General features: G+C 41.1%; 21 protein-coding genes. 7 read left to right on the forward strand and 14 right to left on the reverse strand.

Annotated elements, in window-relative coordinates; translation table 11 throughout:
* Positions 1–48 precede the first annotated feature (48 nt).
* From SB660_RS08175 to SB660_RS08185, 3 genes are all read right to left on the reverse strand, one after another.
* The gene (locus SB660_RS08175; RefSeq protein ID WP_058014667.1) at positions 49–1,335 is read right to left on the reverse strand and encodes an MFS transporter; all 1,287 of its coding nucleotides are present in this window, start codon (positions 1,333–1,335) and stop codon (positions 49–51) included.
* 122 nt (positions 1,336–1,457) lie between these two features.
* Positions 1,458–2,066 (reverse strand): superoxide dismutase SodA, encoded by a 609-nt coding sequence (gene sodA / locus SB660_RS08180; RefSeq protein WP_003217313.1) that lies wholly within the window; start codon positions 2,064–2,066, stop codon positions 1,458–1,460.
* 187 nt (positions 2,067–2,253) lie between these two features.
* Positions 2,254–2,739 (reverse strand): DUF456 domain-containing protein, encoded by a 486-nt coding sequence (locus SB660_RS08185; RefSeq protein ID WP_410582077.1) that lies wholly within the window; start codon positions 2,737–2,739, stop codon positions 2,254–2,256.
* Positions 2,740–2,882: 143 nt separating this feature from the next.
* Between SB660_RS08185 and SB660_RS08190 the strand changes: the two genes are divergently transcribed.
* A complete protein-coding gene (locus SB660_RS08190) occupies positions 2,883–3,653 on the forward strand; it encodes a DUF1189 domain-containing protein (protein ID WP_410582079.1) in 771 nt (256 codons plus the stop codon).
* A gap of 55 nt (positions 3,654–3,708) precedes the next feature.
* Here SB660_RS08190 and SB660_RS08195 read toward each other — a convergent pair whose 3' ends face one another.
* On the reverse strand, positions 3,709–4,254 hold the full coding sequence (locus SB660_RS08195; RefSeq protein WP_058014665.1) for a GNAT family N-acetyltransferase: 546 nt from the start codon (positions 4,252–4,254) through the stop codon (positions 3,709–3,711).
* Positions 4,255–4,444: 190 nt separating this feature from the next.
* On the opposite strand from SB660_RS08195, the gene SB660_RS08200 reads away from it, so the two are divergent.
* Both SB660_RS08200 and ispG read left to right on the forward strand, forming a co-directional pair.
* Positions 4,445–4,747, forward strand: coding sequence for a hypothetical protein (locus SB660_RS08200; RefSeq protein WP_034661318.1), 303 nt, complete (start codon positions 4,445–4,447; stop codon positions 4,745–4,747).
* A 105-nt stretch (positions 4,748–4,852) separates the two neighbouring features.
* Positions 4,853–5,965, forward strand: coding sequence for a flavodoxin-dependent (E)-4-hydroxy-3-methylbut-2-enyl-diphosphate synthase (gene ispG, locus SB660_RS08205; protein ID WP_003217392.1), 1,113 nt, complete (start codon positions 4,853–4,855; stop codon positions 5,963–5,965).
* Between the two features lie 43 nt (positions 5,966–6,008).
* Here the strand turns inward: ispG and SB660_RS08210 are convergent, their stop codons facing one another.
* Entirely contained in the window at positions 6,009–6,371 is a 363-nt protein-coding gene (locus tag SB660_RS08210) for a cell division protein CrgA (RefSeq protein ID WP_058014664.1), read from the reverse strand.
* A gap of 139 nt (positions 6,372–6,510) precedes the next feature.
* Between SB660_RS08210 and SB660_RS08215 the strand changes: the two genes are divergently transcribed.
* Positions 6,511–7,089, forward strand: coding sequence for a 5' nucleotidase, NT5C type (locus SB660_RS08215; protein ID WP_058014663.1), 579 nt, complete (start codon positions 6,511–6,513; stop codon positions 7,087–7,089).
* Positions 7,090–7,107: 18 nt separating this feature from the next.
* Here SB660_RS08215 and SB660_RS08220 read toward each other — a convergent pair whose 3' ends face one another.
* From SB660_RS08220 to SB660_RS08240, 5 genes are all read right to left on the reverse strand, one after another.
* Complete coding sequence (locus tag SB660_RS08220; protein WP_268466086.1) at positions 7,108–8,025, reverse strand: ROK family protein; 918 nt, start codon at positions 8,023–8,025, stop codon at positions 7,108–7,110.
* Positions 8,026–8,156: 131 nt separating this feature from the next.
* Positions 8,157–8,585 carry a zinc uptake transcriptional repressor Zur gene (zur, locus tag SB660_RS08225; protein ID WP_003217433.1) on the reverse strand — a complete coding sequence of 143 codons (429 nt, stop codon included), beginning with the start codon at positions 8,583–8,585 and terminating at the stop codon, positions 8,157–8,159.
* Positions 8,563–9,423 carry a metal ABC transporter permease gene (locus tag SB660_RS08230; protein WP_003217436.1) on the reverse strand — a complete coding sequence of 287 codons (861 nt, stop codon included), beginning with the start codon at positions 9,421–9,423 and terminating at the stop codon, positions 8,563–8,565. Before SB660_RS08230 ends, zur begins: the two co-directional genes overlap by 23 nt.
* Positions 9,423–10,199 (reverse strand): metal ABC transporter ATP-binding protein, encoded by a 777-nt coding sequence (locus tag SB660_RS08235; protein ID WP_058014661.1) that lies wholly within the window; start codon positions 10,197–10,199, stop codon positions 9,423–9,425. The genes SB660_RS08230 and SB660_RS08235 overlap by 1 nt, the downstream gene beginning before the upstream one ends.
* 135 nt (positions 10,200–10,334) lie before the next feature.
* Positions 10,335–11,216, reverse strand: a complete 882-nt coding sequence (locus SB660_RS08240; protein WP_058014660.1) for a YitT family protein — start codon at positions 11,214–11,216, stop codon at positions 10,335–10,337.
* Positions 11,217–11,356: 140 nt separating this feature from the next.
* Here SB660_RS08240 and SB660_RS08245 point away from each other — a divergent pair, with 140 nt between their 5' ends.
* On the forward strand, positions 11,357–11,611 hold the full coding sequence (locus tag SB660_RS08245; RefSeq protein WP_044139399.1) for a DUF2624 domain-containing protein: 255 nt from the start codon (positions 11,357–11,359) through the stop codon (positions 11,609–11,611).
* 47 nt (positions 11,612–11,658) lie between these two features.
* Here the strand turns inward: SB660_RS08245 and SB660_RS08250 are convergent, their stop codons facing one another.
* Together SB660_RS08250 and SB660_RS08255 are read right to left on the reverse strand one after the other, a co-directional pair.
* Positions 11,659–12,552: a deoxyribonuclease IV gene (locus SB660_RS08250; protein ID WP_410582085.1), complete on the reverse strand. Its 894-nt coding sequence runs from the start codon at positions 12,550–12,552 to the stop codon at positions 11,659–11,661.
* A 9-nt stretch (positions 12,553–12,561) separates the two neighbouring features.
* Positions 12,562–13,881, reverse strand: a complete 1,320-nt coding sequence (locus SB660_RS08255; RefSeq protein WP_058014658.1) for a DEAD/DEAH box helicase — start codon at positions 13,879–13,881, stop codon at positions 12,562–12,564.
* Positions 13,882–14,036: 155 nt separating this feature from the next.
* Here SB660_RS08255 and vrrA point away from each other — a divergent pair, with 155 nt between their 5' ends.
* Both vrrA and SB660_RS08265 read left to right on the forward strand, forming a co-directional pair.
* Positions 14,037–14,735, forward strand: a complete 699-nt coding sequence (gene vrrA / locus SB660_RS08260) for a VrrA/YqfQ family protein (RefSeq protein WP_058014657.1) — start codon at positions 14,037–14,039, stop codon at positions 14,733–14,735.
* A 158-nt stretch (positions 14,736–14,893) separates the two neighbouring features.
* Positions 14,894–15,838, forward strand: a complete 945-nt coding sequence (locus tag SB660_RS08265) for a 4-hydroxy-3-methylbut-2-enyl diphosphate reductase (protein ID WP_058014656.1) — start codon at positions 14,894–14,896, stop codon at positions 15,836–15,838.
* Positions 15,839–15,875: 37 nt separating this feature from the next.
* Here SB660_RS08265 and SB660_RS08270 read toward each other — a convergent pair whose 3' ends face one another.
* Both SB660_RS08270 and SB660_RS08275 read right to left on the reverse strand, forming a co-directional pair.
* Positions 15,876–16,997, reverse strand: coding sequence for a Nif3-like dinuclear metal center hexameric protein (locus SB660_RS08270; RefSeq protein ID WP_410582088.1), 1,122 nt, complete (start codon positions 16,995–16,997; stop codon positions 15,876–15,878).
* A complete protein-coding gene (locus SB660_RS08275; protein WP_180310506.1) occupies positions 16,990–17,706 on the reverse strand; it encodes a tRNA (adenine(22)-N(1))-methyltransferase in 717 nt (238 codons plus the stop codon). Before SB660_RS08275 ends, SB660_RS08270 begins: the two co-directional genes overlap by 8 nt.
* Positions 17,707–17,804 lie beyond the last annotated feature (98 nt).

Genomic DNA, 17,804 nt, shown 5'->3' on the forward strand with positions numbered 1-17,804 from the left:
TTTTTCTATTATTTATCTAGAAATTTGATGTTCCATTGGTAAGAAATTTTACCTTTCTCCCTTAATAAGGTTCGTCTGAGAAACTGGCTTTTGACCGTCTGCCTCTTTCATATCAGCAGTTTTTTCTTTCAAATGAATATCTTTTACAAAGAAATAAATGAGGGTATGCCCCGCTCCAAGCACAACAAGAGATGCAGGTATCCCGAGCTCATCACCAAGTAAAGTGACAGACAGAAGGAACAACACAATAGAACAAATACGGCCTGCATTTAAAAACAGCTCTCTGACCACAATATATTCAATTCGGGCCTTCCTTGCATACCTTGCATGGCCGATGACATCGTATGTTAAGGATACATATGGAACAAGCAGAAGCGGATATCCTATCGCGATGGCTACCGCATACATGAGAAGCGATACATAGGACAAGTGAAAGACGATTAAGAACAAGGCGCCGTATAAAATCAGCCCGCCAAGCATGATGGCTTTCTTACGCCACTTTTTCTTAATCAAACGTGTAGCGAAAAAATAAGCGAAAAAGGCAACACCTGAGTTCACTAAACCAAATGTCCCGAGAGCAAGCTCACTGTTTGTTGCGATAAACACAAAGACACTAATTAAGAAGACAAAGACCCCTTCACGAAGCCCTTGAAAAAAGTGAGCTGTTGTAATCTTACGCCAATTCTCGTCGGCATGGCGTTCTTTCCATATTTGCTTGATGATAAATTTCCCTTTGGACTGCCTTCTCTTGAGGAAAAAGCTCATTACAACCGCAAGTGAGAACAAAAAAAGCGATAACGTGAAAATCACCGTATAGCCTGTATCATCCGTTAATTGAGATATGACAATCCCTGCAATAAGAGGACCGATCATGCCAGCTGTAGATGACAGCACACCGAGAAACCCATTAAAGAAATCTCTTGTTTCAGGCTCGGTGATCTCAAAGGTAAGTACGTTAAAAGCAAGCCAGTAAAAACCATAACCGATTCCAAGGACACTCCCTAATAAAACAAGCCGCGCGGCCGCTTGTTCTCCTGCTATTAAGACAATTAAGTAAAAAGCGGCTAAGAAGATAACGCCGAAACGAAGAACAAACGCCCGGTCTATTTTTTTAGCGAGCCGGCCTGCGAATAAAAATGTAATGGGCTGAAGCACAACAATAGCCAGATTGTAAATCGCAAGATCCGTAAATTTCCCAGACTGTTTCCATAAATACACGTTTACAAACGTATTTGAAAGCGCAATGGCAAGTGCATATAATCCGCCAATCGTGAGGAGGAGCATTAAATCTCTTGTAACATCCATGTCCCCGAACATTTTCTTTAATCTGCTCATATATTTCATTCTCCTTTTCTACACAATAGTCTGTCTCATCAAAAGGCAGATATGTAAAAAAAGGAGGGAAAATATAAAAAGACCTGCTTCTCTAAAGAGCAGGTCTTTTCAAGTCAAATGATTTATTTAGCTTCGCTGTAAAGGCGAGCTACTTCATCCCAGTTCACAACATTCCAGAAAGCTGAAATGTAATCAGGACGACGGTTTTGGTAGTTTAGGTAGTAAGCATGCTCCCAAACGTCTAGTCCTAGAATTGGTGTTTTTCCTTCAGTTAAAGGAGAATCTTGGTTTGGCGTGCTTGTGATTTCAAGTTTGCCATTGTTCACAACAAGCCATGCCCAACCAGAACCAAAGCGTCCTGCAGCTGCTGCAGCGAAATCAGATTTGAATTTTTCAAATCCGCCTAATTCTTTTTCGATTGCATCTGCAAGTTCACCAGTTGGTGCACCGCCACCGTTTGGTGAAAGAAGCGTCCAGAATAATGAGTGGTTAGCATGTCCTCCGCCATTGTTACGTACAGCTGTACGAACGTTTTCAGGTACAGAGTTTAGGTTAGCCACTAGCTCTTCGATTGATTGATCTTCAAGAGCTGATACACCTTCGATTGCTTTGTTTAAGTTTGTTACGTATGTGTTGTGGTGTTTTGTGTGGTGAATCGTCATTGTTTCCTTGTCGATATGTGGTTCTAATGCATCGTAAGCATATGGTAATTCTGGAAGTTTAAAAGCCATGGTTAAATTCCTCCTTAGAAATGTATGTACTGAAATGCTTCCTTAATTCATAAGCAAGCAATTCACCCTACTCAAAGAGTATCAAAAGAATTGGCTTGTTTCAATGTTATTGCTCATGATCTGAAACATTTCAGTGTTTATTTTGTATTTAGCCCTTTAGAAAAAGTTTTAAACGCCCTTTTTCTATTTATCGAAGGACATAAAATAAAAAGATGCCCAGCATGAGCGCTTGGATCAATCCTTTGGCAAATACACCTGATATAAATCCGATTAATGAGCCTAATCCTACTTTCACACTTGTCTTCACATCTTTTTGATGAACAAGGAGCTCTGCAATAACACTTCCGATAAATGGACCAATGATAATTCCTGCAATCGGAATGACAAAAGGACCAACTAATAACCCGATGGTGCTTCCCCAAATAGCTGCACGGCTGCCGCCAAAACGCTTGACCCCAATAAGATTCGAGACATAATCTGCCGCAAATAATACTGCGGTAAATACGGCTTGAATGACCCAAAACGTCAGTGTCAGTGGCTCGAAGCTGAAAAAGAAACCATATAGAATAAATCCGAGAACCATAAAAACCACGCTAGGGATAATTGGATAAACAAGTCCAACAAATGCAATGATAAATGCACAAATAATGAGAATCCAATACAACACATCCAAGTCACAGCCGCCTCCTTTTTATTTGCTGTATACATTATGCCTCATTCCCTCTATCTTAACCAGCAATGAAGGCCATACTTGTACTTGTTAGATAGACATTGATACAATATGAGAAATAGAAAAGAATGTAGGAAGTGAATTGATTGAACGTATTTAAACTTTTGTTAAAAGGCATTTATTCACCAAAAGATATTGCTAAAGCACGGTTTACAGGGATTGGCAAAGCGATTTTATTCATTTTTATCCTTTCGATTATCGCAGCAGTTCCTCAGGGTTACCACATGAGTCAAGAGATCTCGAATGCGATGTCAGGATTTCAGCATGTGATCAAAAAAGATTTACCTGATTTCTCAATCGAAAAAGGAAAGCTTCAAGCGGATCAAAGTGAACCGATAGAAAAAGAAGAAAACGGCATTACGATCATTTTTGATCCAGCTGAAAAAATAAAAGCAAGTGAGATTGAATCAAAGCAAACAGCCATCGCATTATTAAAAGAAAAAGCAGTGATTGCCGTTGATGGGCAAATGACAGATATCCCGTATCAGCTGCTTGGTGGGACGCTGACAAAAGACGAACTTGCCCGCGTTACAAATCAGAATCAAGCGATTATTATCCCAGTTATCTGCGTGCTGCTATATCTATCAACTGCGGCTCTCATGTTCATTAGCGCAACTTTCCTTGCGATGCTCGGTACATTTATTAAACGCATGCAGCAAAAAGAGCTGTCCTTCCAAATGCTATGGAAGCTCTCTGCTTACTCACTCACATTAACAACCGTCTTTTTCGCCATCATGAGTGCATTAAACACACCTGTTGCGAATTCATTTTTATTAAATTGGGTCATTAACTTTATCTTCTTATACCTTGTCGTAAAGGAAATACCCGCTAAACATAAACCACTTGCCAAAAATTAATTTAGTATACGAAAGCTCCCCCAACTTGGAGGAGCTTTTTATGTATGTGCATGCCCTATGATTCATCCGGATGAATGATCGCAAACAAATAATGATCTTCCCATACGTCATTAATCTTTACTTTTTTACGATTAAGTCCCTCATTTTCAAAACCTGACTTTTCAAGCACACGAATGGAACCTATATTACTCGGCTTTACTCCAGCTTCAATACGATGCAGGTGCAGCTCTTCAAAGGCATAATCGATGATTAACCGAATGGCTTCTGTCATATACCCTTTCCCGCCATGCTTTTCATCAAGTACATACCCTAGCCAAGCTCCTTCTATCGGACCTCTTTCAACAGAACTTAATGAGATTGTCCCAATTAAGGCATCTGTTTCATTTAAGAAAATACCGTGCATGTAGGCTTCATCCTGTGCGCATTTTTTCACACTGCGCTGAATTCGTTCAATTTGACGAGGTAACGTGAAAAAATCATCTTTGACCAAAGGTGTAAATTGCTGAAAATAGGAGCGATTCTCAAGCTCAAGTGTAAGTAGTGATTGTGCATCTTCTTCTGCTAGCGCTCTCACATAGATTTGCTGACTGATTTTCTTCATAAACTCTCCCCCCTGCTTTTATTTTATCATAATCGTGACAGAAGCTTGAAAAAGCACCGCCGAGTGTAAATTCAATGCAAGACTCACTAGAACGAACTAGAACCTCCCTTTCCAGCTTTTTTCCTCATGTTGGTTCTATCATTTCGGGACATGCATAGACTGAAGTAAACTCTTAAAAGCGGTGAGTGAAATGCGGCGTATTATTTTTTTGCTAATCAGTTTGTTTGTCCTCTTTATTATCTTTTTTGATTTAAAAAATGGCACCATCCCCGTTGAAGAAGGTCCAGCTGTTCCTGCAAATGCCTTTCAAACACCTGAGAAAAAAGCATATAAGAAGGTCACGGTGAAACAAGGTGAAACCGTCGTCTCTATCGTCCATACAAGTAAGCCTCTTGATGAAGTCATTGAAGATTTTGAAGAGCTGAATCAAGGCGTCAAAGCAAACGAAATTCGGGCAGGCAGCACATATAAGTTTCCGGTCTATAAGAGATAAAACGTTAATTCCTTGTCATTCATACAAAGAGACTGTTACAATATGAACTGTAAAACAAGACGTACATGGCAAATGATTGCTTGTACACTAAGGAGCGATTGACAAGTGAGTGAAGTCACACATCGTACTAAAACGCGTCCCGTCAAAGTGGGACCTTTAACTATAGGTGGAAATAATGAGGTTGTCATTCAAAGTATGGCAACAACCAAAACACATGATGTCGAAGCGACAGTAGCTGAAATTAAGCGTCTTGAAGAAGCAGGCTGTCAAATCGTGCGTGTCGCATGCCCAGACGAGCGTGCAGCAAATGCGATTGCAGACATAAAAAAACAGATCAACATCCCGCTAGTTGTCGATATTCATTTTGACTACAAGCTTGCACTGAAAGCGATTGAAGCAGGTGCAGACAAAATTCGAATCAACCCAGGAAACATCGGAAGACGAGAAAAAGTCGAAGCGGTTGTGAAAGCAGCAAAAGAAAAAGGCATTCCAATCCGTATTGGGGTAAACGCTGGTTCATTAGAGAAAAAAATTCTTGATAAATATGGCTATCCAACAGCAGATGGTATGGTCGAAAGTGCACTGCACCACATTAAAATTCTAGAAGATCTAGATTTTCATGATATCATCGTCAGCATGAAAGCATCTGATGTCAACCTAGCGATTGAGGCGTACGAAAAAGCTGCAAAAGCATTTGACTACCCTCTTCACCTTGGGATTACGGAATCAGGTACATTATTTGCAGGTACGGTCAAAAGTGCAGCTGGCCTCGGCGCTATCTTGAATATGGGAATTGGGAACACACTCCGCATCTCATTAAGTGCTGATCCAGTTGAGGAAGTAAAAGTAGCACGTGAACTGTTGAAATCATTTGGTCTTGCAGCAAATGCAGCAACACTGATCTCTTGCCCAACTTGTGGCCGAATCGAAATTGACCTCATTAGCATTGCAAATGAAGTTGAGGAATATATCTCCACGATTAAAGCACCGATTAAAGTAGCTGTTCTTGGCTGTGCTGTAAATGGTCCAGGTGAAGCGCGTGAAGCTGATATCGGAATTGCCGGCGCTAGAGGCGAAGGCCTATTGTTCCGTAAAGGTGAAATTGTTCGTAAAGTGCCCGAAGAAACAATGGTCGAAGAACTGAAAAAAGAAATCGATAAAATTGCTGAAGAGCATTATGCAAAAATGGAAGCTGAAAAAGCAAAAGCCAATGCATAACAAAAAACGCCTGACGTCACTGTCAGGCGTTTTTCTGTTCTTGTTAAAAGAACGGGGTGATAAAAATGCCAAGGATGACGGAAACAATTCCGATCCCGATTGACCATGCGCCAAGCGCATGTGCTCCTTTTCTTCTTGCAATATAACCAACGACGATTGCCGCTACTCCTAATAGCACCGGCAAGACAAATAACGAGATAATCGCAATCGCGAGTGCTGTATAGCCTATCCCCTTACTGCCTGAATCGTCACCTACTTGGTCGCGTTCTCGTCTGTCTACTCGATCTCTTGAAGCCTGATATGGCTCTGCAATTTCAGCAGCTGTTTCCTCTAGATAGCCATCATCATTACTAAAGTGTGTATCGATTTCACGATCATCTCTTCTGAAATCTTCGTCTCTTTCCATGATCAATTCCCCCTTTTGGTTAATAGAAAGGAGCTTTTTTAGTATGAGCAAAAATGTCTGTTTCATGTTTGCTAAAACTTGCTGGAATTGTGAATTGATTATGTTACACTTTAAGAGTATAAAAATGAGGAGTGTGGGCATGTTACGTTTAGGAATTGATATAGATGGCACAGTGACGGCACAGGACACCTTTGTTCCCTATTTAAATGAGTCGTTCCAATGTGCCATGACACTAGATGATATGACAGAATATGATTTGACGAAGCTTTTAAATATTTCTCAAGAAGAGTTTTGGGGCTGGATGAATCAGCACGAGCCTCTTATATATAAACAGGCACAGCCTGCTAAGGATGCAAAAGAGATTCTTGATCAATTGAAACATCAACATAGGCTGATCTATATTACAGCAAGAAGGCAGCATCATGCGGACATCACCTACGAGTGGTTTCACAAACATCACGTGCACTATGATGACATTGAGCTGGTTGGCGGTCATCATAAGCTCGAAGCTGTTCAAAAGCACAAGATTGATGTGTTTTTCGAGGATCATCATGGGAATGCCACCATGATTGCAAAAGAGGCTGACATCCCGGTTATTCTTTTTAACTCCCCATATAATCAAATGCCTATTGATGACAGGATTATACGCGTCAACAACTGGCAGGAAGCGTCTCACTGGATTAAACAATACGAGCAGCGTTTGGAAACTGCTTATTAATACAGAAAAGCCGATACTCTAATGTATCGGCTTTTTTGATGGAACAAACTGCCCTTCTTTCATGAGAAAATGGTACAGTGCTCCCTTCATGCCTGCCTGATTCAAGTAGTAGCACGTTTCCAGCTTCACCTGAATGTTCTTCCACGCATGCAGTGTATGTAAATGTTTCTCAATGTTTGATAGCAAATCTGGTCTGGCACTAACGCCCCCGCCAATGAGAATTTTCTCTGGATTAAGGACAGTTGCTACATTGTAAATGCCAATGGCGATTCGCTTGTACCACTGATCCACCAGCTTTTCAATGGACGGATCATGCTTTGCTTTTTCAAATATGTCTTGACCGTCTATTTGCGTACTTTGCGGAATTCCTTGCTTTTCTTTATAGCTGCGAATTAAACCAGCTGTTGAAGCACTGCTGTTGAGTGTTGTGAATTGTCCATTTTCTGTCTCTGTCAGCATCATGCCAAATTCACCGCCGCGAAAGGAAGCCCCGCGCACAAGCTGACCGCCAGCGAAAATACCACCCCCAACACCTGTGCCAAGCGTCATACAAATAAAGCTGTCACACTCTTTTGCATGACCACTATATTTTTCTGCAAGAGCTGCACAGTTCGCATCATTTTCCACTTCCACACGAAGCGATGTTTTCTCTTCTAAAAGTGTTTTTACATTTTGACCATTTAAGGCGATGATGGCTCCTGCAAATTCTGTATAACCTGTTTCACTGTCCACAAAGCCCGGAAGACTAATCGCGATTCCGCTGACATCCGACGTTCTCTGATATTGCTTGACCACATCCGCCATCGCTTCTAAAAACGGTTCAAGCTGCCGGCAGTTCGTTTCATAGTCACCGCTCGTGACAAGTTCCCCATCCTGATCCATTAAACCATGTTTTGTTCTCGTCCCGCCTACATCAAACACGACATAATACGCCATTTTTGACCCTCCCTTTACCCCAAAAGACACAAATTACTTCAGTACCTTGTTCTCATTTTAATGAAACAGCCGCCCTTTGTAAAACGTTTTCAAAAAGATAAAAGAAACAGCCAGCTTTGCGGCTGGCTGTTTTATGAATGAACTTCCTTCGGTTCGCAGGAAGGACATGTTCCGTATATTTCGAATTTATGTCCGCTAATGTGATAATCCTCTAGATCGGCGTCTAACTTGTCCATAGGGCAGGCATCGATCTCCTTTGTTTTACCACATGTCAGACAAATAAAATGATGGTGGTGATGAGAAAATGAGCATTTAAAACGAAAAAGCTTCTCCCCTGACAATTCCGTTGTTTCTAATATACCTAAGTCTTCATATAGCGACAGGTTACGATAAATCGTATCAAAGCTAAGACCTGGGTAGTCTTCACTTAGTGCCGTCAGCACATTTTTAGCAGTCAAATATTTATCAGAATCAGAAAACAGTTGAAGCATGTCTTCACGTTTGCTTGTATACTTGTAGCCTTTTTCCTTTAATAAATCAAGCGCTTCTTGTACGTTCATGATGATTCCCCCTTTTGAATTTTCCAATAAAAATACATCCGATTAAAATCAAAATGGACAGCATCACAATGGTTCCGCCTGGTGCTAAATCTAGATAATAGCTTAAGATCAATCCCGCCAATACAGACAATTCACCGAACAAGATTGAAAGGAAAATCGCCTGTTTGAATCCTTTGGCAATGCGGATACTTGCCGCAACAGGAAGTGTCATGAGCGCAGAGACAAGCAGTGTACCTACGATACGCATCGACGCCGCAATGACAAGTGCGACAACTAAGATAAAAATAAAATGAATCCATTTCGCTGAAATACCAGAAGCCTTTGCATGCTCTTCATCAAAAGAAAGTAAAAATAATTCTTTATATAAAAGCACGACAACTAACACAACAACGAGTGAGATCCCAACAACAATCCAAAGATCTAATCTCGACACCGCACTGACACTTCCGAACAAATAACTAAACAAATCTGTATTAAAGCCATTCGCTAGTGAAATGAAGATGACGGAAATCCCAATACCGCCTGATAAAATAATAGGTATCGCCAGCTCCTGATAATGCTTATACACAGAACGCAGGCGTTCAATAAATAACGAACCGGCAACAGAAAACGCCATCCCTAAGTACAGCGGGCTCACCCCTGTCAGGAGGCCAAACTTTTTATCAAGGAATAAACTAGCTGCAATACCGGCAAGTGATACGTGACTGAGGGCATCTGCAATCAGCGAGAGCCTTCTCACGACGATAAATACACCAAGCAAGGGCGCAATAAAACCGATCAGCATTCCTGCGATAAACGCATTTTGTAAAAATTCATAATGAAAAAATGGAAATAGCATTATTCATGTCCCCCATGATGGTGATGATCGTGATGAATCACTTGAATGTCATGTCCGTAAAATTGGGATAACGCTTGATCATCCATTGAATCAAACGTTTCTGCATCTCCGTGGAAATGAAGTGTCTGATTTAAGCAAGCCACATGGGTGACTTTATCAGAAACAGTGCCCACGTCGTGTGTGACAAGAATTAAAGACATTCTTTTTTCTTTGTTCAATGTTTCTAACAGCTGATAAAAGCTTTCTACTGTCCGCTGGTCTACACCAACCGTTGGTTCATCTAAAATGAGCAGCTTCGGCTGACTGACGAGCGCACGTGCAATAAAAGCACGCTGCTGCTGACCGCCTGAAAGTTCCCCAATGTTTTGATGCTTCAAATCTTGTATCCCAACTGAGCGAATGGCATCCTCAACTTGCCATTTGTCCTGCTTGCTCATTCGTTTAAATAATCCTATTTTCGCCGTCAATCCACTTGCGACGACTTCGTAAACAGAAGCAGGGAAACCTGTATTAAAACTATTCGCCTTTTGAGAAACAAATCCAATTTGATCCCAGTCTCTAAATTTAGAAGCAGGCGTGCCAAATAGTTTTAATTCGCCTTGCTGTGGTTTAATGAGCCCAAGCAGGCATTTTAATAAAGTTGTTTTACCAGATCCATTCGGTCCAACAAGTGCTAGAAAGTTCCCTTCCTCTACTGTTAAATGAATGTGATCTATGACATTTCGCTGTCCATACGAGTACGAAATGTCCTTCATTTCAATAATTGGCTTTGCCATGAATCTTTCCACCTTTAATCAATATAAAAAGAATGATTACGATTTATACAACAAAAAGAAAATGGCTTTTGCCATTTTCTCTGTCCATACATACATTTCATTATATAAAAGAAAGATTAAAAAGTAAAATAAAAGCTAATGAATGGCTGTTTTGAACTTACCGCCTTTTGTTTCATGCGTATCCATAATTGTAATAAATGCTTGACTATCAATTTCAAATACAATGGATTTTAGCTTTGTAATTTCAAGTCTTGTGACAACGGCGTAGATGACATCTTTTTCTTCATCTGTATAACCGCCTTTCCCTCTCAGCTTTGTCGTTCCCCTGCCAAGTCGATGAAGAATCGCATCTGAAATTTCATCATAATAATCTGATACGATAATGACAGCTTTTGTTTCATCAAGCCCTTGAATGACAGCATCAATTGTTTTCATTGCCAAATAATATGTCATGACAGAATACATAGCCTGCTCTGGTCCGAAGACAAAACCTGCCCAAATAAAAATGAACACATTGACGATCATGACAAACTCACCGACGGAAAAAGGAATTTTTTTCGTTAGCAGAATGCCTAAGATCTCTGTTCCATCCATTGAGCCTCCATTACGGATGACAAGTCCAACACCAAAACCAAGTAATAGCCCGCCAAATACAGTAGCTAAGATCGGCTGATTGGTAAATGCCTCTACATGATGGAGTGAAGATTCTATGACGGCTAAGCTGACAATCCCAATCACAGTGGAAATAAGAAACGTTTTCCCAATATGTTTGTATCCTGATATCATAAATGGAATATTTAAAATGACAACAATCGTCGCAAAATTGATGAATGGGTTATCTGTAAAGAGATAATCCAAAATAAGCGAAATGCCGATGATGCCTCCATCGATAATATTGTTTGGCACTAAAAATAATTCAATGCTGACTGCTGCGCATGTAGCACCTACTAGAATTAGGAAAATTCTAAATATAAAATGAGGCACTGATTCCTTTCTATGCTGTTTACTATTTGCCATACGTTCTCCCTTCTACACATGTTAAATTTTCAATGAACATTTTATTCACTTTACTATTTTATCATTTCACAGGGTAAAATAAAATTTTTTGCACATTTTCCGTTTTCGCCCATACATTGTTACAGAGGGGAGGAATGGAATTGATTTTAATTCAAAAAATTGTCCTGCAGCGGCTCAATCAGATCACAGCAAATGATCTGTTAAGGTATGCGAAACAGTATGGTGTCAGTTTAACGTCAAACCAAGCTGCTGAGGTGGCCAAACTCATGAATGGGAAAAACGTCAATATTTTTAATGATGCAGAGCGTAGCCGGCTTCTTAAGCAAGTAGAAGCGATTACATCTAAACAGACAGCTCAGACTGTCAATGATCTGTTTAATCAGTTTACAAGTTAAGAAAAAAAGGGCCGCATTTAGCGGCACCTCATGATGTTGTATGCTTTTTACTGATCTTTAATTTTATCTAGTAAGCCTCCGTCAAATTGCTTTTCTTTTAGCATCGCAATTTCGAATTTGTAAGGTGGTTTTTTGTTCTTTTTATCTTCACCTACATAAGGCGTTTCTAAGATTTTTGGCACATCTTGAAGCTGCGGATGATGCACAATGTTGTTCAGTGCATCGAAGCCAATTTCACCAAAGCCGATATTTTCATGTCGGTCTTTTCTTGCGCCTTGTACGTTTTTACTGTCATTAATATGAAGAACCTTGATTCGGTCAATACCAATGATTCGATCAAATTCTTCTAACACCCCATCAAAGTCAGTCACAATCGGATAGCCAGCATCGTGTGTGTGACACGTATCAAAGCAGACAGAAAGTGCTTCGTTATGTGTCACTCCGTCGATAATTTGGGCAAGCTCTTCAAAGCTTCTTCCGCACTCTGAACCTTTGCCAGCCATTGTTTCTAGTGCAATTTGAACCTTTTGCCCTTTTACGATGACTTCGTTTAAACCTTCAATGATTTTTTGGATTCCTGCTTCTGGTCCTGCTCCGACATGTGCACCTGGGTGGAGAACAATCTGCCTCGCACCTAGCGCTTCTGTACGTTCAATCTCAGAGCGAAGGAAGTCCACACCAAGCTCAAAGGTCGATGGATTGACGGTATTCCCAATATTAATAATATACGGTGCATGTACGACGATATCTGTCATACCATGCTCTTTCATATGCGCTTGTCCAGCTTCAATATTGAGATCTTCAATTTTTTTACGGCGCGTATTTTGAGGTGCACCTGTATAAATCATAAACGTATTTGAACCATAAGAGGCAGCCTCTTGACTCGCTGCAAGAAGCATATGTTTTCCGCTCATGGATACATGTGAACCAATCTTCAACAATGTTTCCCCCTACTTTCCATTACGCTTTGACTTTCTACGTTCCTGTCTTTTGATTTTGTCCATCTCACGTGTCATTTTCTTTTTATAACCAGGTTTGACGGCTTTCGGTTTTCTCACAAGACGCTTTGCTTTTTCTTCAATTTCATTAGGTGCTTTTTTACGTCTTTGACGCTTCAAGCGGTCATCTGCATCTCGCCATTCGCCATGAACAATGGTTTTGTTTTCAAACACAACGCCCATTTTCTCGATCTGAATAAGTGCATCCTCATCAGCAAGCTCATAAATCGTCATCGCAATTCCAGATGAACCAGCTCGAGCTGTTCTCCCAACACGGTGAACATAAAAATCAAGATCAGATGGCAGTTCATAGTTGATCACATGGCTGATGCCTTTGATGTCGATTCCGCGGGCTGCAAGATCTGATGCCACTATATAAGTGAACTCTAAATCATCAATTTGCTTCATCACTTTTTTACGTTCGCGCGGTGTTAATCCGCCGTGCAGCACCCCAACCTTCATTCCTTTTTCTTGTAGGAATGATGCGATTTCATCAACGGTTGTTTTTGTATTGGCAAAAATGATGCCTAAATAAGGCTGTACATTCGTCACCATTTCATGAAGCAATTTCAGCTTGTCACGCTGTTTAGATGGAACTAAAATATGCTGAATGTTTTCAGCTGTAATTCGTTTTGGTTCAACATGGGCATATTTGGGATTGTCCATATATTTTTTCAGGAACGGCTTTAGTTTTTCTGGAATCGTTGCTGAGAACACAAGCATTTGCAGCTGTTCTGGCATTTGTGAGCCAATACGGTCCACATCTTCTAAAAATCCCATATCCAGCATTAAATCCGCTTCATCAATGACAAGAGATGTCGCTTTGTAAACGTTCAGCGCCTGCTCATGAATGAGGTCAGCAATACGTCCAGGTGTACCGACAACCAAATGCGGCTGGTTTTTTAGCTTTTGAATGGATTTTTGCTTGTCCGTTCCGCCAATGTAAAGCTTCGCTTTAATCTCTTCTTCTGGAGAAGCATTTTTTAAAATCGTTTGGGCTTCTTTGAAAATTTGATTAGCTAATTCTCTTGTAGGTGCAGTAATCACGACTTGTACGTGCTCTTTGCTTGGATCAATTGAATGAATAAGCGGCAATAAGTACGCGTGGGTTTTTCCTGTTCCTGTTTGTGATTGACCAATCACGCTTTCTCCTTTTAACACAGCAGGGATGATTCTTTTTTGAATATCAGTTGGCTCATAAAAGCCCAGTTCATGAATAGCATCTATAATAAAAGACTTTAATTCATATGTCGTAAATTTTGTTTCGTTCATGTTTTCACTCCTTAAGGCAATGCCTTTTTGCTCATCTCCTCATTATAGCTGATTTTCAGCAAAAAAACCATGTCCGCTTTTCTTAAAGGAAACCAATTGATGCTTCGTTGCATAACCTATGAAGAGAAAGAGAATGCAGTAAGGGAGGTACAAGTATGTTAGGGCAAAGGCCTATGGGCGATTTTCAGCCGCACCGTCCCTCACGCCGGCATCTTGGAAATGGCGGACAGCCCGGAATTTTTCAAAGGAGGCAGCAGGCTCCTATCGAACAGCCTTTTCAAGGGCAAGGCAATCAATTTCAGCAAATGATGCCTCGCTCCCCGTCTGTACAGGGAGGCGGTGTACGCGGAATAGGCGGAATTCCAGGAGGCGAAAGCCGTGCACTAGGCGGCGGAGCAGGAATGAAAGGCATGCTCGCTAAATTTCTTCCTGGCGCAGGGGGAGCAGGAGTCTCTGGAGGTGGTGCGGGTTTACAAGGAATCCAGAGCTTCGCAAATCCTGCAACCCTCTCAAGCATGTTGGGAAATGTTCAAAAGGTGCTCGGTATGGCGCAGCAATTTACGCCAATGATTCAGCAATACGGTCCTTTAGTCAGAAATCTGCCTGCGATGATTAAGCTATATAGCCAGCTTGGCAGTGCGGATGATGATGAAACTAGTACAGATGAAGAACCTAAAGAAATCGGCGAGGAAACAGAAGTGCAAAAAGAGGTTGCATCAGGAGATGATGAAATAGAAGAAACCGAAGAACCAGAAGACATCCTCGTCAAAAAAACAGCTCCTCACACATCACCTGCTCCTGAAGTGAAACCGAAAAAAAGACCTGGCAGCTCTGTTCCAAAACTATATGTCTAGTGATCTTTTAATGGCGAAATGTCCCCTGCGTATAACAATCTTTGATATATACGCTTACTTTGGCTATAATGGAAGCTAGAGAATGATAAAAAGCCGTTTTTTCACGGCTTTTTATATTGTTCTTCTCTAGCAGCACTTCCCTACAGGAGGACGAATAAATGAATGTAATTAAAATTTCGCCGCGTGGCTATTGCTATGGCGTTGTAGATGCAATGGTCATTGCTAAAAATGCCGCACTTGATAAAAACTTGCCACGCCCAATTTATATATTAGGTATGATTGTGCACAACAAACACGTGACAGATGCCTTCGAAGAAGATGGGATCTACACACTGGACGGCCCAAACCGCTTGGACATTTTAAAGCAGGTTGAAAGCGGAACAGTCATTTTCACTGCTCACGGCGTTTCACCTGAGGTTCGTCAAATTGCAGAAGAAAAAGGCCTTGTCGCCATTGATGCAACCTGTCCCGATGTAACGAAAACACATGAACTCATTTCAGAGAAAACAGCCGATGGATATGACATTATTTATATCGGAAAAAAAGGTCATCCTGAGCCAGAGGGAGCTGTCGGAGTAGCCCCTGACAAGGTGCATCTTGTCGAATCAGAAGCGGACATTGAGGCGCTCGATTTAACATCAGATAAATTGCTTATCACCAATCAGACAACGATGTCTCAGTGGGATGTCCACGATCTGATGGAGCTCATAAAAGAGAAATATCCTCACGTCGAGTACCACCAAGAAATTTGTCTTGCGACACAAGTACGTCAGGAAGCTGTATCTCAGCAAGCTGGCCAAGCCGACCTTACCATTGTTGTCGGAGATCCAAAAAGTAATAACTCCAACCGTCTGGCACAAGTGTCAATGGAGATTGCCGGAACGCAGGCTTATCGTATTGGTGACCTAAGTGAACTCAAGCTGGAGTGGCTGCAAGGCGTCAAAACCGTTGCCATTACTGCTGGCGCTTCTACACCGACACCTATTACAAAGGAAGTGATCCGTTTCTTAGAAAACTACGAGCCGGATGATGAATCAACTTGGAAGATTGAACGGTCGGTTCCTCTTTCGAAAATACTACCGCGCGTGAAAACAAAGAAATAAAAAAACGTCAGAGCATAGAAGCTCTGACGTTTTTTATTTACATAAATTGAAATGGATTTGTGTTCGATTCAGAAACAAAGAGCTGTACATCATACTTTTTATCTGAACATAGCGATTGAAGCTTCGCCTTTACGCCCTCTTTCATAATCTTTTCTGCATAATGCCCTGGGTCCACTACATTCAGCCCGAGCATCATGGCATCATGGGCAACATGGAAATAAAGATCCCCTGTCACATACACATCAGCACCCATTCTTTTCGCTTGATGAATGTATTTATTTCCGTCTCCGCCAAGCACAGCTACTTTTTTCACAACAGCGTCCTGATCACCTACAAAGCGAGCACCATTTACATCGAGCTTTGTCTTCACAAATCGTGTAAAGTCTCCAAGGGTCATTGGCTCTCTTAGCTCCCCTATACGGCCAAGACCTTTTTGAATAGGAGGAAGATCTGTCGTGTGTACACTATAGGCGACTTCTTCATAAGGATGTGCCTTGATCATTTCACGAATGACTTGTTTTTCAATACTTGCTGGGAAAATGGTTTCAATCCGCACTTCTTTCACAAATTCCAATTGACCGGTCTCACCAATAAACGGATCCGCATCTTCTGATGGCAAAAAACTGCCTGTCCCTTCATTTGAAAACACACAATGGCTATAGTTGCCAATATGACCGGCACCCGCATTTCCTAAAGCTGTACGGATGGCTTCTTCAAATTCCTGCGGGACATAGAGGGCAAGCTGTTTGATTGGATTTTCATATGTCGGCACTAACACACTTGTTTCTTCAAGCTCTAGAGCCTCAGCAAGCAAATCATTAACTCCTCCGTCAGCCACATCTAAATTCGTATGTGCCACATATACTGCAATATCGTGTTTGATGCATTTCTCAATGATCCGTCCAGCCGGCTGATCTGTCGCTACATGTTTTAATGGACGAAAAATCGGCGGATGGTGAGCAATAATGAGATCCACTTTTCGCTCGATCGCCTCATCTACTACATTCTCTAATACATCCAAAGTGATCATAACATTGGTTACTTTTTTATTTAATGTCCCGATCTGAAGACCAATTTTGTCACCTTCCATGGCATATGCCTTTGGTGAAAATTGTTCAAATAATTGGATGATTTCATGTCCGTTTACTGTTTTAGCCAACAGTCAAAACCTCCTTTAGAATCTTTATTTTCACATGCAGCTCTTCAAGGCGATCGTTGTTCTCTTCTGTTTGCGCTGCCTGCTGGATTTGACTTTCTATCTTCTCCATATGCTGAAGCTCTTGCATCCACTTGCGCCGGAAGACGTCATTTTGCTCTTTTGCAAGAAACGGCCCAACTAGCATGCCTGTTTCAATTGACATCCCTTCATAGGCTTTATCTTTGTCACCTTTTTCGGCGATGATGATTTCGTATATTTTGCCATCCTCTTCTAAAATAACTTCATCTATCAATTCATACCCCTCTTGATAGAGCCATAAACGAATGTGATGAGCATGGATATTTGGCTGAAGAATGAGCCTTTCAAGGCCTGTAAGCTTATGCTTGCCGTCATTTAAAATGCTTGCGATGAGTGCTCCGCCCATACCTGCAATCGTTACAGCATTCACTTCGCCCTTTTCAATGACTTCAAGGCCATTTCCTTTTCTGACCGAGATCTGGTCATCTAATTCAAGTCTATGTACTTGCTGCTTCGCTGATTGAAGCGGACCTTCTGTAATTTCACCAGCAATCGCTTTTACTGCTTTTTGATGCAGGATCGCATAACACGGCAAATAGGCATGATCTGAGCCGATATCAGCAAAGACAGCCTCATGTGGTAAAAAGTCTGCGACTCTTTTTAATCGTTTTGATAAATTCATTTCATTCATACGTATCACTACTTTTCTTTAATGTTCATTCTTGTCTATCTTATATAAATTAAAAGTCGTTTTCAAATGAAAAAAGCTCTTCTGATCAAAAAGAGCTT

The sequence above is a fragment of the Bacillus sp. SIMBA_005 genome, assembly GCF_046535585.1.
GTDB lineage: Bacteria > Bacillota > Bacilli > Bacillales > Bacillaceae > Bacillus > Bacillus pumilus.